21 protein-coding genes are annotated in these 23,876 nt (G+C 64.4%); 10 read left to right on the forward strand and 11 right to left on the reverse strand.

Features of this window, described 5'->3' with window-relative positions; translation table 11 throughout:
- Window position 1 precedes the first annotated feature (1 nt).
- The 5 genes from H618_RS0107520 to H618_RS0107540 all read left to right on the forward strand — a co-directional run bounded on the left by H618_RS0107520 (window position 2) and on the right by H618_RS0107540 (window position 6,619).
- Window positions 2-376 (forward strand): phage holin family protein, encoded by a 375-nt coding sequence (locus tag H618_RS0107520; RefSeq protein WP_028694490.1) that lies wholly within the window; start codon window positions 2-4, stop codon window positions 374-376.
- Entirely contained in the window at window positions 373-699 is a 327-nt protein-coding gene (locus tag H618_RS0107525; RefSeq protein ID WP_028694491.1) for a hypothetical protein, read from the forward strand. Before H618_RS0107520 ends, H618_RS0107525 begins: the two co-directional genes overlap by 4 nt.
- 69 nt (window positions 700-768) lie before the next feature.
- On the forward strand, window positions 769-2,100 hold the full coding sequence (locus H618_RS0107530; RefSeq protein ID WP_028694492.1) for a deoxyguanosinetriphosphate triphosphohydrolase: 1,332 nt from the start codon (window positions 769-771) through the stop codon (window positions 2,098-2,100).
- Window positions 2,101-2,371: 271 nt separating this feature from the next.
- A complete protein-coding gene (locus H618_RS0107535; RefSeq protein ID WP_028694493.1) occupies window positions 2,372-2,992 on the forward strand; it encodes a response regulator transcription factor in 621 nt (206 codons plus the stop codon).
- Between the two features lie 9 nt (window positions 2,993-3,001).
- Entirely contained in the window at window positions 3,002-6,619 is a 3,618-nt protein-coding gene (locus H618_RS0107540) for a transporter substrate-binding domain-containing protein (RefSeq protein WP_028694494.1), read from the forward strand.
- A 33-nt stretch (window positions 6,620-6,652) separates the two neighbouring features.
- On the opposite strand, the gene H618_RS0107545 is transcribed toward H618_RS0107540, so the two are convergent.
- Complete coding sequence (locus H618_RS0107545; protein ID WP_028694495.1) at window positions 6,653-6,997, reverse strand: YggL family protein; 345 nt, start codon at window positions 6,995-6,997, stop codon at window positions 6,653-6,655.
- Between the two features lie 184 nt (window positions 6,998-7,181).
- Here H618_RS0107545 and dacB point away from each other — a divergent pair, with 184 nt between their 5' ends.
- Window positions 7,182-8,642, forward strand: coding sequence for a D-alanyl-D-alanine carboxypeptidase/D-alanyl-D-alanine endopeptidase (dacB, locus tag H618_RS0107550; RefSeq protein WP_028694496.1), 1,461 nt, complete (start codon window positions 7,182-7,184; stop codon window positions 8,640-8,642).
- A gap of 128 nt (window positions 8,643-8,770) precedes the next feature.
- Here the strand turns inward: dacB and H618_RS0107555 are convergent, their stop codons facing one another.
- Genes H618_RS0107555 through ccmA form a run of 10 tightly spaced genes read right to left on the reverse strand, consistent with a single transcriptional unit; the run spans window position 8,771 to window position 16,105 of the window.
- Entirely contained in the window at window positions 8,771-9,193 is a 423-nt protein-coding gene (locus tag H618_RS0107555) for a hypothetical protein (protein ID WP_028694497.1), read from the reverse strand.
- The gene (ccmI, locus tag H618_RS0107560) at window positions 9,190-10,389 is read right to left on the reverse strand and encodes a c-type cytochrome biogenesis protein CcmI (protein WP_028694498.1); all 1,200 of its coding nucleotides are present in this window, start codon (window positions 10,387-10,389) and stop codon (window positions 9,190-9,192) included. The genes H618_RS0107555 and ccmI overlap by 4 nt, the downstream gene beginning before the upstream one ends.
- On the reverse strand, window positions 10,382-10,858 hold the full coding sequence (locus H618_RS0107565) for a cytochrome c-type biogenesis protein (RefSeq protein ID WP_028694499.1): 477 nt from the start codon (window positions 10,856-10,858) through the stop codon (window positions 10,382-10,384). Before H618_RS0107565 ends, ccmI begins: the two co-directional genes overlap by 8 nt.
- The gene (locus H618_RS0107570) at window positions 10,855-11,391 is read right to left on the reverse strand and encodes a DsbE family thiol:disulfide interchange protein (RefSeq protein WP_028694500.1); all 537 of its coding nucleotides are present in this window, start codon (window positions 11,389-11,391) and stop codon (window positions 10,855-10,857) included. The genes H618_RS0107565 and H618_RS0107570 overlap by 4 nt, the downstream gene beginning before the upstream one ends.
- Entirely contained in the window at window positions 11,388-13,361 is a 1,974-nt protein-coding gene (locus H618_RS0107575; RefSeq protein WP_211232356.1) for a heme lyase CcmF/NrfE family subunit, read from the reverse strand. The genes H618_RS0107570 and H618_RS0107575 overlap by 4 nt, the downstream gene beginning before the upstream one ends.
- A gap of 11 nt (window positions 13,362-13,372) precedes the next feature.
- A complete protein-coding gene (gene ccmE, locus H618_RS0107580) occupies window positions 13,373-13,825 on the reverse strand; it encodes a cytochrome c maturation protein CcmE (protein WP_028694502.1) in 453 nt (150 codons plus the stop codon).
- The gene (ccmD, locus tag H618_RS0107585; RefSeq protein ID WP_028694503.1) at window positions 13,822-13,998 is read right to left on the reverse strand and encodes a heme exporter protein CcmD; all 177 of its coding nucleotides are present in this window, start codon (window positions 13,996-13,998) and stop codon (window positions 13,822-13,824) included. The genes ccmE and ccmD overlap by 4 nt, the downstream gene beginning before the upstream one ends.
- Complete coding sequence (locus H618_RS0107590; protein ID WP_028694504.1) at window positions 13,995-14,762, reverse strand: heme ABC transporter permease; 768 nt, start codon at window positions 14,760-14,762, stop codon at window positions 13,995-13,997. Before H618_RS0107590 ends, ccmD begins: the two co-directional genes overlap by 4 nt.
- Before the next feature lie 45 nt (window positions 14,763-14,807).
- Entirely contained in the window at window positions 14,808-15,476 is a 669-nt protein-coding gene (gene ccmB, locus H618_RS0107595; protein ID WP_028694505.1) for a heme exporter protein CcmB, read from the reverse strand.
- Window positions 15,473-16,105, reverse strand: a complete 633-nt coding sequence (ccmA, locus tag H618_RS0107600) for a cytochrome c biogenesis heme-transporting ATPase CcmA (protein ID WP_028694506.1) — start codon at window positions 16,103-16,105, stop codon at window positions 15,473-15,475. Before ccmA ends, ccmB begins: the two co-directional genes overlap by 4 nt.
- A 208-nt stretch (window positions 16,106-16,313) precedes the next feature.
- Between ccmA and fliK the strand changes: the two genes are divergently transcribed.
- From fliK to H618_RS21405, 4 genes are all read left to right on the forward strand, one after another.
- Window positions 16,314-17,879 carry a flagellar hook-length control protein FliK gene (fliK, locus tag H618_RS0107605; protein ID WP_028694507.1) on the forward strand — a complete coding sequence of 522 codons (1,566 nt, stop codon included), beginning with the start codon at window positions 16,314-16,316 and terminating at the stop codon, window positions 17,877-17,879.
- Complete coding sequence (locus H618_RS0107610; protein WP_028694508.1) at window positions 17,876-18,208, forward strand: EscU/YscU/HrcU family type III secretion system export apparatus switch protein; 333 nt, start codon at window positions 17,876-17,878, stop codon at window positions 18,206-18,208. The genes fliK and H618_RS0107610 overlap by 4 nt, the downstream gene beginning before the upstream one ends.
- A 58-nt stretch (window positions 18,209-18,266) precedes the next feature.
- The gene (locus H618_RS0107615) at window positions 18,267-21,008 is read left to right on the forward strand and encodes a dermonecrotic toxin domain-containing protein (protein ID WP_028694509.1); all 2,742 of its coding nucleotides are present in this window, start codon (window positions 18,267-18,269) and stop codon (window positions 21,006-21,008) included.
- 84 nt (window positions 21,009-21,092) lie between these two features.
- Window positions 21,093-23,849, forward strand: coding sequence for a dermonecrotic toxin domain-containing protein (locus tag H618_RS21405; RefSeq protein WP_033727559.1), 2,757 nt, complete (start codon window positions 21,093-21,095; stop codon window positions 23,847-23,849).
- Window positions 23,850-23,876: the final 27 nt, after the last annotated feature.

The raw sequence follows: 23,876 nt of genomic DNA on the forward strand, positions 1-23,876 counted from the left end.
AATGGATAAGGACGCCATCGGCACTGCAGCGACCGGCAAACGCCTGGGCGCTGCGGTGCTTGGATTGCTGCATAGTCACGTCGAACTGTTCGGCATCGAGTTGCAGGAGCAGAAAGGCCGCACCTTGCGCCTGCTGCTGTTCGCAGGCTTTGCCCTGGTCTTTGGCCTGCTGCTGCTGTCGGCACTCTCGGGACTGCTGCTGGTGCTGGTGTGGGACAGCTATCGCCTCGCCGGCATCATCGGCCTGTGCGTGTTCTACGCCCTGGCCGCAGTGTTCTGCGGACTGCGCCTGAAATCGGCCGTGTTCGATGAATCATCACCTTTCAGTGCCACGCTCGAAGAGCTGGCCAAGGACCGGGAGCGCCTGTTGCCATGAGCCTGCCGCAAATGCCGACCAGCCGAGACCCCAAGGAAATGCGCAAGGCGCTGCTGCGTCTGCGCATGGAAATGCACCGCCAGGAAGTGCGCCTTGAGACGGCGCAACTGCTCGACCCGATCCGCCGCCTGCGCAACATGGGCAGCTCGGTGCAACACGGCCTGGATGGCCGTCGCCTGTCGTTCTGGAACCTGGCAGCCGTGGTGGCGCTGGGCTTCGTGACCGGCAAAGGCGTGCGTGGCGGCGGCGTGGGCCGCTTGCTGGGCTTGAGCAGCAGCCTGGTGCCGCTGGTTCGCGCGCTGATCGAAAGCCGTCGACGCTAGGCATCAGCCGCTTGCGCGGGACCCCGCTGCCCGCGCAAGCTCGACGCTCGACCTGATGGAGATGCAGCCTTGGACTGGCATAGCCTGCTGAATCGCGAGCGTCTGGGCAAAGCCCATTCCAGCCCGCAGGAAATGGGCCGCAGCCCATTTCACAAGGATCACGACCGAATCATCTTTTCCGGTGCGTTTCGCCGACTGGGGCGCAAGACCCAGGTGCATCCGGTGTACAGCAACGATCATATCCACACCCGCCTGACCCACTCGCTGGAGGTCAGCTGCGTGGGGCGTTCGCTGGGCATGGGCGTTGGCCAGACCCTGCGTGATCAGTTGCCGGACTGGTGCGAGCCCAGTGACCTGGGCATGATCGTGCAGTCCGCCTGCCTGGCCCACGATATCGGCAACCCACCCTTCGGGCACTCCGGCGAGGACGCCATTCGCTACTGGTTCCAGCAGGCTGCAGGGCGCGGCTGGCTGGATGACATGAGCGATGCGCAGCGCGCCGACTTCCTCAACTTCGAGGGCAATGCGCAAGGGTTGCGGGTGCTGACCCAGCTCGAATACCACCAGTTCGATGGCGGCATGCGCCTGACGTACGCCACCCTCGGCACCTACCTCAAGTACCCCTGGAGCGCACGGCACGCCGACGCTCTGGGTTACAAGAAGCACAAGTTCGGTTGCTACCAGAGCGAACTGCCCTTGCTGCAGACCATCGCCGACAAGCTCGGCCTGCCGCAACTGGAGGCGCAGCGCTGGGCACGCCACCCCCTGGTCTACCTGATGGAGGCCGCAGACGACATCTGCTATGCCTTGATCGACCTGGAAGACGGTCTGGAAATGGACCTGCTGCACTACACCGAGGTCGAGGCATTGCTGCTCGATCTGGTGGGTGATGATCTACCGGAAACCTACCGCCTGCTCGGTCCGGGCGACTCTCGCCGACGCAAGCTCGCGATCCTGCGCGGCAAAGCCATCGAACACCTGACCAACGCCGCGGCCGAGGCCTTCGTCGAACAGCAGCCAGCCCTGTTGCGCGGTGAATTGGCTGGCGACCTGGTGGAACACATGCACGGTCCGGCACAGCGCTGTGTGCTTCAGGCCAAGGACATGGCGCGCAAGAAGATCTTCCAGGACAAACGCAAGACACTGCATGAGATAGGCGCCTACACCACGCTGGAAATTCTCCTCAATGCCTTCTGCCTGGCTGCGCTCGAGCAGCAAGGCGGACGCACGCCGTCGTTCAAGAGCCGGCGCGTACTCGACCTGCTGGGCAACCATGCGCCTGACCCCAACGGCTCACTGCACAGTGCGTTTCTGCGCATGATCGACTTCATCGCTGGCATGACCGACAGCTACGCCAGTGAGATGGCCTGCGAGATGACCGGACGTTCCAGCCCGGTATGACCTGCCCGCGTCACGCGCCCAGGCGGCGTGTGACGCATTGGGACTATTCCTACATGGCAGCCGCAGACAATAAACAGTTACCGGAGAATCCACATAACTGGACACCAACTTGGGGTTGACACATACACGCTCAAGAACATTTCGTAGCCGGACTTCTGTTTTACTGTAAGCCATTTCCTATATCCGCCTGATTGCCCCAACCACCATGTGCGACCTCCTCCAACTACGTTAAGGTGCCGGCTGCCTACCCTCTCCCGCATGGAAAGCCGATATGCACTCAATATTCATCGTGGACGATCATCCGGTCATTCGCCTGGCCGTTCGTATGTTATTGGAGAATCAACACTACAAGATCGTTGGCGAATCAGATAATGGCGTCGACGCCATGCAGATGGTTCGCGAGAGCAAGCCAGACCTGGTGATCCTCGACATCAGCATTCCCAAGCTCGACGGCCTTGAAGTGCTGTCGCGCCTGCAAACCCTGGGCCTGCCGATGAAGGTGCTCGTGCTCACCGCGCAGTCGCCTGCCTTGTTCGCGGTGCGCTGCATGCAGTCCGGCGCGTCGGGTTATGTGTGCAAACAGGAGGATCTTGGCGAACTACTCAGTGCGATAAAAGCGGTGCTTTCCGGCTATAACTATTTCCCCAGCCAGGCCATCAATACCAGCTTGCAGGAAGACAACCGCGACCTTGAGTTGTTTCGCCTGATCAATGATCGCGAATTGATGGTCCTGCAACTTTTCGCGCAAGGGCGAAGTAACAAAGACATCGCCCGCGGCATGTTTCTCAGCAACAAGACCGTCAGCACCTACAAGAAGCGCCTGATGCAGAAGCTTCAGGTCGAGACGCTGGTCGAGCTGATCGACATCGCCAAGCGCAATGCGCTGGTCTGAGGCGCTGCCATGAACCTGTTTGCAGGTCTGCTGCTGGCCCTGATCCTCTGCTCGTTCGCCAGCCAGGCCCATACACGTCCCCTCGATGCGCATACCTACCTGTTGCTCAGCCGCGCCAGCGCCCAGGCCATCGACATTCCACTGACACCGCGGCAACGCCAGTGGATCAGCGGTCGCAAGCGCCTGGTGGTCGGCACCACCGCCCCAGACAATCCGCCGTTCGATATCACCATCGGCGGTCGCGAATATCAGGGCCTGACTGCCGACTACGTCGGGCTGATCAGCACGGCTCTGGGGCTTCCAGTGGAAATCCTCCGTCTGCCCGACCGCAAGGCGGCGATCGAGGCACTCAAACGCGGACAGATCGACCTGCTGGGCAGTGCCAATGGCTTTGAAGCGGCGAAAGCCGGGCTGGTGCTGTCGCGGCCCTACGCGGTCGATCAACCGGTGCTGGTGACCCGCGAAGACGAGACCCGTGCCCTGGACATGGGTCTTGAGGGCATGCGCCTGAGCATGCTCTATCACTACCTACCCAGCGCCGAAATCAGCGCCGCGTACCCCAATGCACAGTTGCAGACCTACGAATCGACCACCCAGGCGATCAACGCCGTGGCCTTCGACCAGGCCGACGTGTTCATTGGCGACACCATTTCCACCCATTACCAGATCAACCAGGGGCATCTGCCGCACCTGCGCATGGCCAGCTTCGGCAAACACGAAATGGTCGGCTTCAGCTTCGCCATGCGCCAGAACGAGACCCTGCTGCTCGAACTGGTCAATACCATTCTCGACGCCCTGCCCAGCACTGCCCGCACGGAAATCTCGCGGCGCTGGAGCGCTGGCAGCGACAATCTGCTGACCGACCGCAAGCTGCAGTTGTCGCAGCGCGAAGCGCGCTGGTTGCGCAACAATCCGGTGATGCGCGTGGTGGTCAACGAGAACGCGGCCCCGCTATCGTTTCTCGACAGCAATGGACACCTGCGCGGCATCGCTGCCGACCTGCTTGAGCTGATTCGCCTGCGCACCGGCCTGCGTTTTCAGGTGCAGCGTGGCGGCGATATCAACGACATGATCGCCGGACTCGTGCATGGTCGCAGCGACATCATCGCCACCTTCGCCGCCAACGAAGGCATCGGCAAAGGCCTGGGCATCACCCGCCCCTACCTGGAAACCTCATACGTGCTGGTGACTCGTGCCGATGCCGGGCAACCCACGACCCTCGATCAACTGGCCGGCAAACGTGTTGCCGTCGCCGCCCACGGCAGCATCGAGCGCAAGCTGAGCGTGAGCCACCCGCAGATCGCGCTGGTGCCAACCCAGAGCTCGTTATATTCGATCGGCCTGCTGGCCAGTGGCGCGGTGGATGCCACGGTGATCACCCTGATCGACGCCAACCATGCCCTGACCACGCGAGACAATCTGGTCATTCGCATGACCGTGGGCAGCGAACCGGCCAGCTTCGCCATGGCCACAGCCCCAGGCGCGACGGAACTGGCCTCGATTCTCGACAAGGCGCTGTTGAGCATCACCCCCGAGGAGCTGGGGGTGATCCACAGCCGCTGGCGCAGCTACAGCCTGTTCGACGACGCGCAGTGGCCGCTGTATCGACGCATCATCCTGCAAGTGGTGCTGATCACCGCAGCCATGCTGGTGCTGGCCCTGATGTGGAACGCGCGCCTGCGTCGGCAGATCGGCCAGCGGCGTCTTGCCGAGCGGGCCCTGAGCGATCAGCTCGAGTTCATGCGCGCACTGCTCAACGGCACCCCGCACCCGATGTACGTGCGCGACCGCGAGGGACGACTGCAAAGCTGCAACGAAAGCTACCTTGAGGCGGTCAACGCCGACGCCGAGGACGTGCTGGGCATGCGTCTGGAAGAAAGCGCACTGACCAACTGCGCCTACACGCGGCAGATGCAATCGGACTACCAGACCGTCATGGAGCAGGGAACACCGCTGATTCTCGACCGACCGATGCGCTTCAACGACGAGGAAAAGACCCTCTACCACTGGATACTGCCGTACCGCGACTCGCTCGGCGAAGTGCAGGGCATCATCGGCGGCTGGATCGACATCAGTGACCGACGCGAACTGGTACAGGACCTGCGTCTGGCCAAGCAACAGGCAGACGACGCCAACCGCGCCAAGAGCACCTTCCTGGCGACCATCAGTCATGAAATCCGCACGCCGATGAACGCGGTGATCGGCATGCTGGAACTGGCCCTGCGCCGGGCCGATCAGGGCGAGCTCGATCGCCCCGCCATCGAGGTGGCGCACCAGTCCGCCAAGGATCTGCTAGGTCTGATCGGCGATATTCTCGACATCGTGCGAATAGAGTCCGGGCACCTCTCGCTCAACCCGGAGGTGGTCGACCCCATCGAGTTGGTCGAGTCGGTGGGCCGCGTGTTCGACGGTTTGGCGCGGCAGAAGGGCCTGGCGCTGCAGGTGGCGATCGCGCCCGGCATGCGCAGCCATGTTCGGGTCGACCCTCTGCGCTTCAAGCAGGTGATCTCCAACCTAGTCAGCAATGCCATCAAATTCACCGAACAAGGACAGGTGCGTATCTGCGTGGCGCTGCGCGAGACCGCCACGGCAGGTTCGCTGATGCTCGACCTCGAGGTACACGACACCGGCATCGGCATAGACGAAGAGCAGCTGCAGCGCCTGTTCAGTCCGTTCGTGCAAGCCAACCCCAACAGTCAGGAAGCTCGCAACGGCACAGGTCTGGGGCTGGTGATCAGCCAGAACCTGTGCGAGATGATGGGCGGCAGCCTGTCCCTGGAAAGCCTGCAGGGCGTCGGCACCCGTGTGCGCATGCAAATGAGCCTGCAACGTGCCGAGCCGTCGGCGCCGCCGGCGATCTGCGAAGAAAAGACGCCGCCACTCGATCCGCACCTGCATGTACTGGTGATCGACGATCATCCGGCCAACCTGATGCTGATGACCCAGCAACTCGACCAGCTCGGGCTGAGCCACGAAAGCGCCAGCGATGGGCGGGAAGGCTTGAACACCTGGCGCGCGGGTGACTTCGACGTGCTCATCCTCGACTGCAACATGCCGCACATGAGCGGTTATCAACTGGCGCGAATCCTGCGCGCGGAAGAACAGCTGCATGGCCATCGACGCTGCACGATTCTGGGCTACACCGCCAACGCGCAACCCGAGGTGCGCCAGCAATGCATCGATGCCGGCATGGACGACTGCCTGCTCAAACCGATTTCATTGTCGGCGCTCAATCAGCGCCTGAGCGGCATCCGTGCTACCGGTCAGCGCCACCGCGGGCGCTCGCATCCCTTCGACTTGAACGGTTTGAGATCGGTGGTCGGCGACAGCCAGGCAGACCGCAGGCGGCTACTGGAAACCTTGCTGTCGAGCCTTCAGCACGACTTGCAGGTGCTGATGCAAATCGACCCGCAGGATGCGCCCGGCGCCCTCGCTGATCAAGCGCACAAGATTCTCGGTGCGGCGCGCATGCTGGACGCCAAGCCGCTGATGCAGGCGTGCGAACTGCTGCAGCAACAGCGCCAGGTGCAGCACCTGCGACGCAACCGCCAGTGCCTGGCGCGTCACATGCGCCGGGTCGAGAAGGCCCTGAGCCGCGAACTGCAGATCAGCACAGGCCAGAACTGAAACGGCCACCCGAAGGTGGCCGTTGTGCGTGGATCAGGAAGCCGAGTTGATCGGCTTTTCCGGATACCAGGCGTCCAGCAGTGGGCTGACTTCGACGCTGGTCAGTTCGCTACGGCCCTTGAGCCATGCTTCTACTGCAGCGCGCTGCTCTTCGCTGACCGAGCCACGCTCGGCCAGGCAGACCAGACCGAAGTCATCACCGCCGACGTAGTCCAGGCCATTGGCATCCATGGCTTCAGCCAGGAAAGCGCCGAGGAAAGCGTCGATGGCGTCGTCAGACAGGTCTTCCTTGAAAGCCAGGTTCAGCTCGAAACCCAACTCCTGGAATTCATCCACGCACAGTTTCTTGCGCAGTCGACGGGAACGGTTGGTAGCCATGAAACAATCCTCTTGAGTAATTACGCGCGGCACTTTAGCAGTTTCCGCGGGGCGGCGGCGCTTTTGTCTCAAAGCTGGCGCATGTGGCCTACGCTTGGGGCATAATGCCAACGCTGTTTTCACGGGGCCACCATCTCATACAGCCCCTCTGCCCATTACTTTCGTGCGCAGGTTTTTCCGACTCATGATCACATCCCTCCGTCCCCTGCTGCTCGCCGGCCTGCTGTTGCCGCTGGCGTTGTCCAGCCACGCTGCACCGGTCAACACCACCCTCTCGCCCAAAGTGCAACAGGCACTCAAGACCAACAAACTGCAGGAATCGGCGTTGTCGCTGGTGATGCTGCCGCTCGACGGTCCGGGCGCGGCCACGGTGTACAACGCCGATGTCTCGGTCAACCCTGCCTCGACCATGAAGCTGGTGACCACCTACGCCGCACTCGAGCTGCTCGGCCCGACCTACCAGTGGAAAACCGAGTTCTATACCGACGGCCCACTGAGCAACGGCGTGCTCAACGGCAACCTCTACCTCAAAGGTGGTGGCGACCCGAAGCTGAACATGGAAAAGCTCTGGCTGCTGATGCGTGATCTGCGCGCCAATGGCGTGCGCACCATCACCGGCGACCTGGTGCTGGACCGCAGCCATTTCGTTCAGCCGAACCTGCCAGCCTTCAACGATGATGGCGGTGACGAGAACAAGCCGTTCCTGGTCAAACCCGATGCGTTGCTGGTCAACCTCAAGGCACTGCGCTTCGTGGCGCGCAACGACGGCGGCAAGGTTTCCGTCTCGGTGGAACCGCCCATCGCCAGCATCCGCATCGACAACCAGGTCAAGGCCGTCGCCTCCAAGCAATGCAGCGGCGATGTGCGCTACAACCCGGTGCAGCAGGCCGATGGCATGAGCGTGGTGGTCAGCGGCCAGTTGGGCGATGGCTGCAACTCTCAAACCTACCTCTCGCTGCTCGACCATCCCACCTACGCAGCAGGCGCTGTACGCGCCATCTGGAGCGAACTGGGCGGCATCCTGCAGGGCCGCGACCGGGTCGAGAACGTGCCGAAAGATGCCCGACTGTTGGCCCGCGCCTTCTCGCCTGACCTGGTGGAAGTCATCCGCGACATCAACAAGTACAGCAACAACACCATGGCTCAGCAGTTGTTCCTGAGCATCGGCGCGCGTTTCCGTACCGATGCCGATGGCGATGATGCCCGTGCCGCTCAGCGGGTGATTCGTCAGTGGATGGCCAAGAAAGGCATCACCTCGCCGCACCTGGTGATGGAGAACGGCTCGGGGTTGTCACGTGCCGAGCGGGTCAGTACGCGGGAAATGGCCATGCTGCTGCAGGCCGCCTGGAAGAGCCCATACGCCGCCGAGTTCATCAGCTCGATGCCGCTGGTGGGCATGGACGGCACCATGCGCAAACGTCTCAAAGGCACCGCTCTGCGCGGCGAAGGCCACATCAAGACCGGCACCCTGAACACCGTGCGCGCCATCGCCGGCTTCACCCGCGACAGCAACGGCAACACCTGGGCGGTCTCGGCGATTCTCAACGATCCCAAGCCATGGGGCGCGGCGTCGATCCTCGACCAGGTGCTGCTGGACGTTTACCGGCAACCGAAGCTGGCCGGCAGCACCGCACAACTGCCTTGAAATGCGCTTGACCTGAGCCTTGGGCCGCCCAGCGGCCCTTGGCGAATGGATCTAATGGCGATCAGGCGCTGCAGCGATTTGGCCTGGCATCGACCGGCAGACAGATGCAAGGCATCCGTTCGCTCCCCTTACTGCGCGAACGCCCTGCCAAGCCCACCCGGCACACCACTGCTGTCGGTTTCCTGCCATGGCCCCTCGGGGTTCACCGACCAGCTCCAGCCGTTGTTCCAGCGGTAGTAGGTGCGCTGCCGGTAGAAGGTATTGGGCTGTTTATCGAGCACGTAAACGCCCATCTTCGGGTCCCAATGGCTGGCGCCGCCCGGTGGCGGTGCGAAGCTGGCCGAGGTACGCGGCATCGGCTTGGGTGCCGCTGTCGGTTGATCGGCTTTGGGAGCACCGGGTTTTGGCCCTGGCAGAGGCGTGACCACTGGCCCTTTGGGCGGCGGCGCGGTTTCGATGGGCGGTGCTGGCTGCTCCACCGGGCGATGGCCGGTACAGGCTCCCAGCCCCAGAGCCAGGGCGATCACGGTCAGGCGGGCGAAGCTGTTCATGGCGCGGTCTCTCTCGAATCGGGGCGATCGATGATCAGGTGCTGAGCAGCCTGGGTCGAGGTCGCCAGCGGCGCGCTCTGCCCGATCCACTCACCCTGGGTTGGCTGCCCGCTACGGGAAATGCGGGCTACCAGTTCGACTTGCCCGGCATCGGACAGTTTCATCTGCGCCATCATCGCATCGGCATCGCTCAGCTCGACCTCGATGGGCAGTTGCGCCACGGTCACTCGCTTGGCCGCCAGCGGCATGCCAGGACCACTGCTGGCGCGGGCGAAGATGAACACGCTGTCGTCAGGCCTGACCTTGCCTTGCAGCGCCGGCGCCAGTTCGACACGCACCTTGAGCCGCACCGCCGCAGTCGGTTGCCCGCCAGCTGCGCGCAGCTTTTCAGCGGCGCGGTCTATGCCGCCTTGCAATGCCGCGCGTGAGCTGTCGCCGGCAGGCAGTTGAGCCAGCAACCGCTGCCAGTAGCCGATCGCATCGTTGAAGCGTTCGCCCTCGAAAGCGGCAATGCCCAGCAAGCCCAGGCTGGTCACTTCATTGGGGTCGGCCTTCAGCGCTTCGTCGGCCAGTGCCTGCAGTTGCGGGCTCCAGCGTTTGTCGTTGGCAAAATACTGCGCCTGCGCCCACTGCCCGAGCAGTTCCGGCTGACGCCCGGCAAGCGCCACTGCGCGCTCGAAGGCCCTGGCGGCGTCACCCGGACGCTGATCGGCCATGTAGGCACGGCCAAGGAAATACAGGCTTTCGGCGGAATCGGGCTGGGCGTCGACGGCGCGCTCCAGGCGAGTGGTCATTTCCGCCAGCGAGGCCGGCGGCCTAGCGAACTCCTGGGTCAGCTTGACCTGTTCAGCCGCACCGAAATGCCAGTACAGCCCCAAGGCCAGCAACGGCATCGCCACCGCCAGCAACAGAGGAATAGTGATGCCCAGCACCCGCTGACGCGCAGGCCCGGCCTGCTCGGTATCGGCCAGCAGCTCGCGAGCGGCTTCGGTACGGCCCTGTTCGAGCTGCGCCGAGTCGAGCACGCCGCGTTCGGCCTGGGCGCTGAGCTCGGCCACACGCTCTTGATACAGCGCCACGTTGAGCGCGGTACGGTCCTGTTCCTGCTGCTGGCGACGACCGCGCAGGATGGGCAACGACAACACGCCGAACGCTACGAGCAGCAGCAGGCCGGCGCCAAGCCAGAATTCAGTCATGGGGATGATCTTTTTTCAGCAGATGGGCCAGACGCTCGCGCTCGGCCGGTGAAAGGTGCTCAGCAGCGCCCGAGGTCGCGCCACGTCGACGGCGCACGATCACCGCCATTACCACCAGCCCGCCCGCCAGCAGCAGGCCGGGGCCGAACCACAGCAGCCAGGTGCGAGATGTGAGGGCGGGCTTGTAGCGGACGAAGTCGCCGTAGCGGTCGACCATGAAGTCGACGATCTGCTGGTTGTCCTTGCCCTCGCCGAGCATGCGGAAGATTTCCCGGCGCAAATCGGCGGCGATCGGCGCGTTGGAGTCGGCTATGTCCTGGTTCTGGCACTTGGGGCAGCGCAGTTCCTTGGTCAGTCGCTGGTAGCGCTCGCGCTCGGCCTGGTCACGGAACTGATAGGTGTCGATGGCCGCGTGGGCGGCGCCTGCCAGGGTGATTCCGAGCACCAGTGCGGTGAACCAGGCCCTCATGGCCGCGCCTCGTCGAGCAGGCTCTGGTAGCGCGGGGCCAGCTGCTCACGCCAGACCGTGGCGTCGACCACGCCAACATGCTTGTAGCGAATGACGCCCTTGGCATCGACCAGGAACGTCTCGGGCGCGCCGTACACGCCCAAGTCCAGACCCAGGGTGCCCTGGGCATCATCGATGTTCAGCTGGTAGGGGTTATGGAATTCGGCCAGCCACTTCAGGGCCGCGGGGTTGTCGTCCTTGTAGTTGATGCCGTGAATCACCACGCCCTGCTCGGCAAGCTGGTTCAGGTACGGGTGCTCGACCTTGCACGAAGGGCACCAGGTGCCCCAGACGTTGACCAGGGCTGGCTTGCCGAGCAGGTCGCGCTCGGTCAGGGTGCGCTCGCCCTGCACCGATTGCAGGGAAAAGCTCGGGAACGGCTTGCCGATCATCGCTGAGGGCAACTCGTCGGGCTTGAGGAACAGGCCCTTGTACAAGAACACTGCCAGCAGCAGGAACACCGCCAGCGGCAGCACCATCATCCAACGTTTCATGCAGCAGCTCCGGCCATGCCCAGGGCTTCGCGCACCCGGGTCTTGATCTTGACGCGGTAGCGCCGGTCGAGCGCCGCCAGCACCCCGCCCAGGCCGGTCAACAGACCGCCCAGCCAGATCCAGCGGACATAGGGTTTGACATGCACGCGCACCGCCCAGGCGCCATTCTCGAGTGGCTCGCCAAGGGCGACGTAGAGGTCGCGGGTAAAGCCTGCATCGATGCCGGCCTCGGTCATCATCGACTGCTGCACGGTGTACAGGCGTTTTTCCGGGTGCAGCACGGCCACCTCGCTCCTCCCGCGGGAAACCCGCAGCGTGCCCTTGTCGGAAATGAAGTTGGGGCCTTCGAAATGCTGCGCCCCTTCGAAAAGGAACTGATAGCCGGCCAACTCGACGGTGTCACCGGGGGCCATGCGCAGGTCGCGCTCGGCGCTGTTGTTGCTCGACAGCACCACGCCCAGGGCACACACCACCAACCCCAGGTGCGCCACCTGCATGCCCCAGTAGCTGCGCCCAAGACTGGTCACGCCTTTGACCAGGCCTTTGTGGCGGGTCTTGTCGAGCAGATCGCGCAGGCCACCGAACACCACCCACGCGCCCAGGGCGAAGGTGCTCAGTACCGGCCAGTCGAAGTCATCCACCAGCCAGCCGGCCACGGGAGCGGCCAGAGCAGTGGCGATCAGCACCGGGGTGATCATGCTCACCAGCCATTGCCCGGGCGTGTCTTTCCAGCGCACCAGCACGCCGACGCCCAGCACCAGCATCAACAAGGCCATCAGCGGCAGGAACAGCGCATCGAAGTACGGTGGGCCGACCGAAAGCTTGGCTCCGGTCAGCGCATCGAGCACCAGTGGGTAGAGGGTGCCGAGCAGAATCATCGACGCGGCCACCACCAGCACCAGGTTGTTGGCCAGCAGCAGGGTTTCCCGCGACCACAGGGCAAAGCCCACCTGGCTCTTGACCACCGGCGCGCGCAGGGCGAACAGGGTCAGCGAGCCGCCGACCACGAACAGCAGGAAAATCAGGATGAACACACCGCGCGAAGGGTCGGCGGCGAATGCATGCACCGAGGTCAACACCCCCGAGCGCACCAGGAACGTACCGAGCAGGCTCAAGGAAAACGCAGCGATCGCCAGCAGCACGGTCCAGCTCTTGAACACCCCGCGCTTTTCGGTCACCGCCAGCGAATGGATCAGCGCAGTGCCCACCAGCCATGGCATGAACGAGGCGTTTTCCACCGGGTCCCAGAACCACCAGCCGCCCCAGCCCAGCTCATAGTAGGCCCACCACGAACCCAAGGTTATGCCGACGCCGAGGAACGCCCAGGCCACCAGGGTCCACGGCCGCGACCAGCGCGCCCAGGCCGCGTCCAGGCGGCCGCCCAGCAGCGCGGCGATGGCGAAGGCGAAGGCCACCGAGAAGCCGACATAGCCCATGTACAGCATCGGCGGGTGAACGATCAGGCCAATGTCCTGCAACAGCGGATTGAGGTCACGGCCATCGGTCGGCACCTGCGGCAAGAGACGCTGGAACGGGTTGGAGGTGGCGATCAGAAAGCTCAGAAAGCCCACGCTGATCATGCCCATGACCGCCAGCACCCGCGCCAGCATCACCTGCGGCAACTGCCGCGAGCACACCGACACGGCGAAGGTCCAGCCGCCGAGAATCAGCGCCCAGAGCAGCAGCGAGCCCTCGTGGGCGCCCCACACCGCGCTGAACTTGTAGTACCAGGGCAAGGCGCTGTTGGAGTTGCTGGCGACATACGCCACCGAGAAGTTGTCGGTCATGAAGGCGTGGCTCAGGCAGGCGAAAGCGAACGCCAGGAAAGCGAACTGCCCCCAGGCTGCCGGGCGCGCCAGGCTCATCCACAGGCTGTCGCCGCGCCAGGCGCCCACCAGCGGCACACTGGCCTGCACCAGGGCGAAACAGATCGCCAGAATCATCGCCAACTGACCGAGTTCAGGTACCAGCAGCGCGGCGTTCATGGGCGAGCCTGCGCAGCGGCGGCCTGGCCGTTTTCCTTGAGGGCCTTGGTCACCTCAGGTGGCATGTACTTCTCGTCGTGCTTGGCCAGCACCTCGTCGGCCACCACCACCCCTTCGGCATTGAGCTTGCCCAGGGCGACGATGCCCTGCCCCTCGCGGAACAGGTCAGGGAGAATACCGCGGTAGGTGATCGGCACCGACTTGTTGAAATCGGTGACCACGAAGCGCACGTCGAGCGAATCACCCGAGCGCTGCAGCGAGCCCTGCTCGACCATGCCGCCGGCGCGAATGCGGGTATCCTGCGGCGCCTCGCCATTGGCGATCTGCGTGGGCGTGTAGAACAGGTTGATGTTCTGCTGCAGGGCGCTCAAGGCCAGGCCCACGGCCAGGCCGAACCCAGCCAGCAGACCGAGGATGATGAACAGGCGTTTCTTGCGCTGCGGATTCACGACTTGCTCTCCCGGCGCAGACGACGCGCCTCTTCTTGCAGGTAACGACGCCGGGCCAGCACGGGCGCTGCGACGTTCACGGCCAGTACCAGCAGGCAGACGCCATAGGCCGACCATACGTACAGGCCATGCTGGCCCATGGCGAAAAATTCGCTGAAGGACGCGAAGTTCATCGCAGTGCCTCTCGACCCAGGTTTTTCAGTACCTCGTCCTTGACCCAACTGGCGCGCGCCTCGCGCCGCAACACTTCCAGGCGCATGCGCGCCAGCAACACCGCGCCGAAGAAGCAATAGAAGCCCAGCGCGGTCAGCAACAGCGGCAACCACATTTCCGCCGGCATGGCGGGCTTTTCGGTGAGGGTGAAGGTTGCGCCCTGGTGCAGGGTGTTCCACCACTCCACCGAATACTTGATGATCGGAATGTTCACCACACCGACGATCGCCAGCACCGCACAGGCCTTGGCCGAGCTGTCACGATTGCTGATCGCCTGGCCCAGGGCAATGATGCCGAAGTACAGAAACAGCAGAATCAGCATCGACGTAAGTCGCGCATCCCAGACCCACCAGCTGCCCCAGGTGGGTTTGCCCCACACCGCGCCGGTGACCAGCGCCAGGGCGGTCATCCAGGCACCGATGGGCGCTGCGCATTGCAGCGCGACGTCGGCCAGTTTCATCTTCCACACCAGCCCCACCACCCCGGCCACGGCCAGCATCACGTAGCACGACTGCGCCAGCATGGCGGCCGGCACGTGGATGTAGATGATGCGGAAGCTGTTGCCCTGCTGGTAATCCTGCGGGGCGAAGGCCAGGCCCCAGACCATGCCGACCAGCAGCAACAGGCCGGCGGCCACGGACAGCACCGGCAGCAGGCGGCCGCTGATGGCGTAGAACCATTTCGGCGAGCCGAGTTTGTGGAACCATGTCCAGCGTGTCTTCATCACGGTGTATCCAGGCTTATGCCGGGCTCGCAGGCCCGGTACTCGTTATTCACCGACGCTGATCTTCAGCCCGGCGGCAATCGCAAAGGGTGCCAGGGTCACGCACAGGGCCGCGAGGCTAGCGAGCCAGAGCAAGTGTCCGGTGGCCGGCATAGCTTGCAACGATGCCTGCAACGCACCACTGCCCAGGATCAATACAGGTATATATAGCGGCAAAATCAGCAGCGCCAGCAGCAGCCCGCCGCGCTTGAGCCCCACCGTCAGCGCGGCGCCGACCGCACCCAGCAGGCTCAGCACCGGCGTACCCAGCAGCAGTGAGAGCAGCAGCACCGGCAGGCAGCGAGCGGGCAAGCCGAGCATCAGGCCCAGCAGCGGCGCCAACAATACCAGCGCCAGCCCGGAAAAGATCCAGTGCGCCAGCACCTTGGCCAGCACCAGCAACGGCAGTGGCTGTGCCGAAAGCAGCCACTGTTCCAGTGAGCCGTCCTCGAAATCGCTGCGAAACAGGCCATCGAGCGACAGCAACACGGCCAACAACGCGGCCACCCATACCAGACCCGGCGAAAGGGTTTGCAACAGCTGGGTTTGCGGGCCGACCGCCAGGGGAAACATCGCCACCACGATGGCGAAGAACACCAGCGGGTTGAGCAACTCGGCGGGACGCCGGCACAGCAGACGCGCTTCGCGGCGCAGCAACAGGCTGAAGACACTCATGCGGCCCACTGCCCCAGGTTCAGTTCGCGGTAGCCCGACGGGCGCAGCGCGAGGCTGTGGTGGGTAGTCAACACCACCGCGCCACCTTTCTGGCAATGCGCGGCAAGGTGCGCTTCGAGCTGCGCCACGCCCTGTTTGTCCAGGGCCGTGAACGGCTCGTCGAGAACCCACAGCGGTGGGCTGTCGAGGTACAGCCGGGCCAAGGCCACGCGGCGCTGCTGGCCGGCCGAGAGGGTGTGGCAAGGGACGTCTTCGAAACCGCGCAGGCCAATGGCGGCCAGCGCCTGCTCGATGGCAGCGGCGCTGACCGGGCGATGCAGCGCGCACAGCCAGGCGAGGTTTTCCTCGGCGCTGAGCAAGTCCTTGATGCCGGCGCTGTGGCCGATCCACAGCAGCAGCCCGGCCAGGGCCTGGCGACGCTCGGCCAGCGGCTCGCCGTCGAGCAGCAGTTGCCCGGCAGTGGGTTGCATCAGGCCGGCGAGCAGGCGCAACAGGCTGGTCTTGCCGCTGCCATTGGGGCCGCTGACTTGCAGCATGTCGCCTGGGCGCAGGTCGAGATCGAGGCCCTCGAACAGCAGGCGCCAGTCGCGTTCGCAGGCAAGGCCAAGGGCCTGGAGATGAAAGGTCACGGTTTCGCCTTATGCTGTACAAGGTGTGTCACATCGCGCATGGGCATCGGCGGGCCTTGGTAGCTGCCCGTCGATGCCGGCTCAAGTCGTCGCACTGGCTGCCGTTACACTGGCAGCGACAGACGTCGGGCGGGGCGAATAACGGCCGGCATTATACATGTACGGCGCCGAGGCCAAGAGGGCTTGGCTCAACAGGTTGTATACAATCATGACCGAAATCAATAGTCTCGCGCCTGTGTCCGCTCCCGGCGGCACTGCTGCCAGGCCAGCGGCCAACGCCGATGTCCTGCGTCTGACCCAGACCCAGGGCGAGCTGTTGCCACCTGGTACCACCGCGCAGGCCGATGTGCTGAGCGTGCGCCAGGCCGGGCAGGACTTCCAGATGCTGCTGCGCCTGACCTTGGCCAATGGCAGCCAGGCCAACGTCCAGGCCACCGCCAGCCAGCCGTTGCCACCTGGCAGCCAGGTCACCGTGAGCCAACCCTACAGCAGCCAGCTGGCCTTGCTCAGCCAGTCACTGGGCAGCGACAAACTGGCCGTGCTGACCCGCCTGGACAGCCGCGACGCCCCCGAAGGCACGCTGCTGCAAGGCAAGGTGCTGACTACCCAGGCCCTGCCCCAGGCGGCCGGCCAGGTGGCCATGTACCGCTCGCTGGTGAGCTTGCTCAACACTGCCCAGGCCGGCGCCACGCTGAGTATCGACAGCCCGCGCCCGCTGGCCCTGGGCAGTCTGCTGAGCGCCCGCGTCGAAGGCGATCAGTCGCTGCGCTTCGTGCCGCTCAGTGGCCGCCAGGAACAACTGGCGGTGACCCAGCAACTGCTCAGCCAGCAAGGCCGACAAGCCAGTCTCAGCGGTGTGCTCGATGCGCTGCTGCGTCTGCCGAGCGACACCACCGGCAGTGAGTTGCGCAGCGCCGCCGAGCGTCTGCTGGGCGCGCTGCCGGATATCCGCCAACTGGGCGATGCCAAGGCCGTGGCCCAGGCGCTGAGCAACAGCGGCGGCTTCTTCGAGGCGCGCCTGGTGGCCGGTCAGCCGATCACCACCGACCTCAAAGCGCAGCTGCTGCAGTTGGTCGGGCATACCAGCCTGGCCACCGGCAACGCCCCGTTCAATCCGGCGGCCAGCGCCCTCGCCCCTACCCTGCCTGCCTTGCCGGGCCTGGCCCGCGCCGCGCTGGGCATGCTCGGCAACGCTGCGCCACGCAACCAGCCCGGTGGCTTCCCGCTACCGTCAAAACTATTGCAAGGGCTGGCCGGGGAAGGTGACCTGCAACAGTTGCTGCGCCTGGCGGCCGCCGCCATCGCCCGCCTGCAAAGCCATCAGCTGGGCAGCTTGCAACAGAGTGGTATCGATCAGAACGGCAACCTGCAGACCACCTGGCAGTCGGAACTCGCGCTACGCAACGGCCAGGAATTCGTCCCGGTGCAGGTCAAGCTGCAACGCGAGGAAGCGAGCGAGCCCGACCCGCAAAACGAGCGCTCCGCCGCTGCGCGGGAAACCCCCGAACCGTTATGGCGCATCGAACTGGCCTTCGACCTCAATCCCCTGGGCCCTTTACAGGTGCTGGCGCAATTGAGCCAAGGCCAGTTGTCCGGGCAGCTGTGGGCCGAGCGTCCGGCCACCGCGCAACTGCTCGACAGCCAGCTCGGCGCCCTGCGCCAGCGCTTGCTCGACCGCGGCCTGCAGGTCGGCGAGCTGGCCTGTCATCCGGGCACTCCTCCCCTGGGGCCACGAACACGCCTCGAACAACGCTGGGTAGACGAAACCGCATGAACAGCACACCGCGCCAGGCCATCGCCCTCAGTTACGACGGCGAGCAAGCCCCGACTCTGAGCGCCAAAGGCGACGACGAACTGGCCGAAGCCATCCTCGCCCTGGCCCGTCAGCACGAAATTCCCATCTACGAAAACGCCGAGCTGGTGCGCCTGCTGGCGCGTCTGGAGCTGGGCGAGCAGATTCCCGAAGCGTTGTACCTGACCATCGCCGAGATCATCGCCTTCGCCTGGCAATTGCGCGGCAAGGTGCCGGAGGGCTTCGATGGCAGCCCGCGGCAACGCGACATCACCCCGGCGCCGCTGGCCTTGCCGCCCGGCAGTATGTAGCACCCGCGTTGGCAGGAAATGACCAAGGTGGCGCTTTTGCCGCCACCGAGGTCTCCCCATGCAAGACATTCCTGCCGAAAACCTGCCGCTGGTCAGCGCCGCGCTGCGCGACTTCCCCCGCCCCGACAGCCTCGCGCTGAACGCCCTGCGCCAGTGGCTGAGCGCTCGCGGTGTCGACGACTCGCCGCTCGAGCTGGACATGGTCACCTTCCATTACCAGCTCGAACCCTTGGGTGAAGGCCGTCAGCACTTTCGCGAAAATGCGGTCATCACGCAGAAGATGAACCTGGTCGAGGCGCTGCTGTGCAACTGGCAAGGCGAAACAGCCTCCGGTTACGGCGGATTCCACTACGGTGACTGGGCCGGTACCGCCCCCGCCGGGCCATTGCGCCTGGTCGAGCGCCTGGACACCCATGACGTGTTCTCCAACTATTCCGATCACCAGGTGTTCAATGGCCTGTACCGGCGCAGCGACCCCGCCGAGTACAGCCCGAGCACCCGCGTAGCGATCCGTGCCGAGGATTTCCAGGGCTTCATCTGGAGCCTGCACTTTCACAAATCCTACAAGTTGCTGCTGGACAAGTACTGGCAGGCCAACCTGGAGCTCTACCGCCGCGCCGTGAAAATCAATTTCATTGCCGCCTGCAACCGTCAGGTCATCCAGGCCAGCCTTAGCGAGGCAGGCCGGCAGCTGGCCTGGCAGGCAGCCGGGCTGCTGCCGACCCCGCATGCAACGCTGCACCTGTCGATGCTCAACGTGTATGGCTATACCAGCAGCTCGATCCTGTGCCTGCGCCAGATCCGTACGGGCCTGACCCTGCTGTACATCCCCGGCAACAGCTACCCGTTCCACGAGTTCGCCGACCACCCGAGCATGCAGCGCTGGTTCGCCGAGCAATGCCGCGATTCGGCCAGGCGCAAGGTACTGCTGCAGTGTTTCAGCCCGGCCGACTGGCCAGACGGTCTGGAATTCAGCGGCGTACGTACCGCGCTCAAGGGGCTAGGGGTCTATCCCAAGGCCTACCGTCTATCGACCCAACGCCCAGGCTTCACCACCAGCGGTACCTGGCAACCGGAGGAAATCGTCGACTATCGTGCCGAGCGCTACAGCCCGCCCATCAGCGGCGACCTGTTCGCCCACCTGGCGCGCTTGCGGCAGAAGCGCTCATACGCTGATACAGACAGCCAGATCGTCAGCAATCATCAGATCGACAAGGCCAACTGGACCCACTATCTCAACATCGCCCTGGGCATGCTTGCGCCGGTGGCGATGGTCTTGCCCGTGCTGACCCCGCTGCTGGCCCTCGGCGGTCTTGCCCAGTTCGCCCTGGGCATGGACAAACTGCTGCACGGACGCGACGCCGAAGAGCAGGCGGCCGGCGTGCAAATGGGAGTGTTCGGGCTTTTGAACGCCGTGCCACTGGCTGGCACCGGCGTCAGGCAGGCGAGCGCGGTATATCGCTACCGTCAACCGGGGTTCTTCTCCAGCACCCGCCTCGACACACTGTTGGGCGAGCGGGTCGGTGCAGCACCGGTGATGGACGAACTGGAACTGCAGCCGGCGCAGGCCGCCTTCCGCGAGTCGCTGCCCAGTCCCGAGGCAGCCGATCAGGCGGTGATCCGGCGTATCGACTCGGGGCTGTTGCACTGTTTTTCCGCCCGCCTGCGCAGCGAAGACGGCGTGGTCACTGAATGGGTGGAATACGAACTGGGCAGCGACAGCTTCGTGCGCCAGCGCCAAGCCGGTGAGCCTGAAGCACAGCGCTGGATACCTGCCGAGGACGACCCCCAGGTGCTGGTCAGGCGTGACGACCCGGAGCGCCCGGTCACTGACCAGGGACGCATGGCGCGGTTGCGCAGCCTGGGCATCGAAGTCGACCTGCCGATCGACTTCACGCCTTATGCCGCCCTGCCGCGCACCCCCATTCCACGCCTGATCAGCAGTATCTGGCTCGGTGACCGACCACTGACCAGCCCGTACATCGAGGCGTTGGCGCACAATGCCCGCGCCCTGGAAAACAGCGAGTACCACTATCGACTGCTGCTGTCGCAGCAAGACCTGATCATCTATCAGGACAACCTCGCCCTGCTGCGCGCCCAGGCCCCTGCGCTGGAGGTGCTCAGACTCGAAGAGCAGCCGTTCTTCCACGACTTCCTCGAGTCGCCCTACTACGCTCAGTATCAGGCGGCACTGGGTAACACCCCAGGCACGCTGAGCAACTTCGCCTCAGCCTGCGACATTCTGCGCTATCGCATGCTGGCGCACGCCGGGGGGCTGTATCTGGACGCCGACGACCTGATTCTGCTGCCCAACTCGGCCGAGCCCGCAAGCCTGCCTCTGAATCGAGTCGAGTTGAGTACCACGGCCGATGGCCTGCTGCTGGCACCGCCGGTGTCCAACGACCAGATGGGCATGTACATCAAATTCAACAACAGCCTGATCGGCAGCCATCCCGGCAATCCGACATTGGACGCCATCTCCGATGAAATCCTCGGCCGCTATCAGTTGCAGCCCACGTTCTACCAGAGCCGGCCGGATGCGCTGTTGCAGCCTGCGCTGTTCGACGCCTATGCGCGGCAGCTCAACCAGCTGACCGGACCTGCCGTGCTCAACGATGTCATCGATCAGCGCCTGCCATGGCTACGGCAACTGCGCGAGCTGTGCAACCTGATCGTCTCGCCTGTGCATGATCTGCATACCACGCTCAACCTCAGACGCTTTCTGGAGGTTCTGCGTGAACAGGTGCCACTCAACCAGGTCGCCTCGATCGGCAGCGCGCGCAGCTGGCAGCACCAATAGTCGGTTGCAGGCGCTGCCTATCTACCGTCCGTCGACACCATCGCCAGCCGATGCTGAGGCCTTTCCCTCAGCATCGGAGCGATCATGAACACCAGCCTCATCAACACCGCCGGCATTCAATACGTGCGCGATCACCTCGCGCACCTGCCGCGCCCCGACCGGGCGGCCAACCAGGCCATGGGCCAGTGGCTCGCGCAATACCACGTGCAACTGCCGCCAGAACAGATCGACGTCGTCACCTTGCATCTGCACCCGCATCAGCCCGGACACTACCAGGCCCAGATCATCCAGCGGGCGAGCCTGACTCAAGCCGTGCTGAGCAACTGGCAGGGCGAATCGGCCAATGACCTATTCGCGGCGCTCATCCAACAGCCCTGGGCCGGGCAGTGGCCAAGCGGCAGTACCTTCGAGCTGGTCGAAAAACTGCCGGAGCAGCCGTTGACCGACAACAGCGGCTGGTTCCAGGTATTCAATGGTCTGTTCCGCCGCACCGAGCCGCCGCGCTACGACGACAGCACCCGGCTGGACGTGCCGGCAGAGGCATTGCAGCGATACTTGCAGAACCTGGATTTTCACCAGCGCTACCTGCAAATGCTCGAGCGCTACTGGAACGAGCACCTTGCCGAGCACCGTCTGAGCTGCAAGCTCAGTCTGGTGGCGGCGTGCAACAAGCAGGTGGCCGAAGGCAGCCTCAGCGAGGCGGCCAGGCGCCTGGTGTGGCGCGCCGCTGAACTGCTGCCGCGTGGCAGTGGCTTGCGCCTGAGCACCTTGAACATCTATGGCTACGCCGCCACCGACCTGCTCTACCTGAATGAATCAGCCAGCGACCTGACCGTGCTGTACATGCCCGGCAACAGCTCGCCGCTGCTGGAGTTCGCCAGCGAAGATCAGCTCAAGGACTGGATCGGCGTGCAGTGCCAGGACCCGGCACGGCGCGAACGGCTCAAGCAGCACTTTCGCCTCGCCGATCGCCCCCAGGGCGTCGATTTCAGTGGCCTGGACACTGCGCTGGAGGGCCTGGGTGCCTACCCCGAGTGGCATCACTTGCCGCCGGAACATGGCCCGTTCAACGACGACGGAACCTGGCCGCCGCGCACTTACGTCAACTACCGCCCTGGCAAGTACAACCCGCACCTGCGTGGCGATCTGTTCCAGGCAATGGCGGAACGTCAGCGCCAGCGCAGCTTCGATGACGCGCAGTGGCTGATCACCAGCCAGGCCGAGGTCGATCAGCGCAAATGGCGCGACTACCTCAATGCCACCCTCAACCTGGTCTTGCCCATGAGCTTCGTGGTGCCAGGACTGGCGCCGCTGCTGGCGCTCGGCGGTATCGTGCAACTGGGCATCGGCCTGGATGATGCGATCAACGGCAAGACCTTGCAGCGTCAGCTCGAAGGGGTAGCAGACGTCAGCTATGGCCTGTTCAACGCCGCACCGCTGGTCGGCAGCGCGCTGAAGAAAGCCGAAGCGCTGTTCCAGAGCTGGCAGGACGGCTTCGTGCTGCCCCGCGAAGTCAACGGGCAATGGGGCTATCCGCTCAGTCCGCTCGATGCGCCGCGCTTGCCGGACATCGACGTTGCGCCGTATTTCCAGCAACCGACGCGGATCGAGCCACTGCCAGGTGCAGACCACGATGTGGCACAGGCGGTGTATCGGCGTGCGCAGTACAACGGTCATCTCGATCGACTCAGCGGCTGCCTGGAACCGTACCCGGGCTACATCGAGGAGCTGGAACTGGTCTACGACCTGGAGCGCGACCGCTTCATCGACCAGGCGCAGCTCAACGAAGTAGAACCCAACCTGTACGAAGCCGAGCCAGGCACCGGCAACCTGCGCCTGGCGCACCCGGGGCGCAGTGTGAATAACGCCAGCCGCCGCGCCTCACTGCTGGCGCTAGGTGTCGACTTGCCGCTGCCGTTGCCGGTGCCTGCGGTGTGGCCGGACGACGCCCAGGCCATCCCTCGCCAGATCCTCTCGCTGTGGGTGGGCGATCAACGCCTGCCGGCCAAGGTGCTCGAGGGACTGGCGAACAATGCCCGCTGCCTGCAAGACAGCACCTACCGCTATCGCTTGTTCCTCTCTGAAGCCAGCCTCCAGGCGTACACCGACAACCTGTTGCAACTGAGCATCAAGGCGCCCGGCATCGAGGTTCAGCCGCTGGAGCGACAAGCCTTCTTCGAGCAGTTCATGCAGTCCGACAACTACGCCCAGTACCAGGCGGCGCTCGACGGCAACGGCGGCGTGGCGCGCAACTATGCCTCGGCCTGCGACGTACTGCGCTACCCGATGCTGCACAGTGAAGGGGGGCTGTACATGGATGTCGATGATCGGTTGCTGACCCTGCGCGAAAGCACTGGCGAGGTCTCTCACGCAGCCGCGCTCGACAGCGTCGAGCTGAACACCAGTGCCGATGGCCTACTGCTGCACCCGGCGATGCAGAACGAAGGGCTGAACATGCATTGCCTGTACAACACCAGCATGATCGGCAGCCATGCCGGCAACCCAACCCTGCTGGCCATTTCCGAGGAAATGCACGCGCGCTACCTGGCAACCCCAGACGCCTATCGGTTCAGGCCCGACCGAGTCGCAGACCCGCGCGGCTTTCTGCACTTTGCCAGCGAACTGAGCCGCCTGACCGGCCCGGCACTGTTCACCGACGTGGTCGAGCGGCAACTACCTGAACTGCGCATGCTGCGGCAACTGTCCAACCTCTACCTGATACCGCTGATCAACAGCACCAGCCATATCGACCTGGCAGGTTTCACTGCCGTGCGTGACGCGCGGCTGCCGCTGGTCCGGGTGGCCAAGGTCGGCCACCTCGGCTCATGGGGTCATTCCTGAGCGGCATCGCCCAGCCGACCTGAGCAA

It is taken from the genome of Pseudomonas cremoricolorata DSM 17059 = NBRC 16634 (assembly GCF_000425745.1).
In the GTDB taxonomy this organism is placed as follows: Bacteria; Pseudomonadota; Gammaproteobacteria; order Pseudomonadales; family Pseudomonadaceae; genus Aquipseudomonas; species Aquipseudomonas cremoricolorata.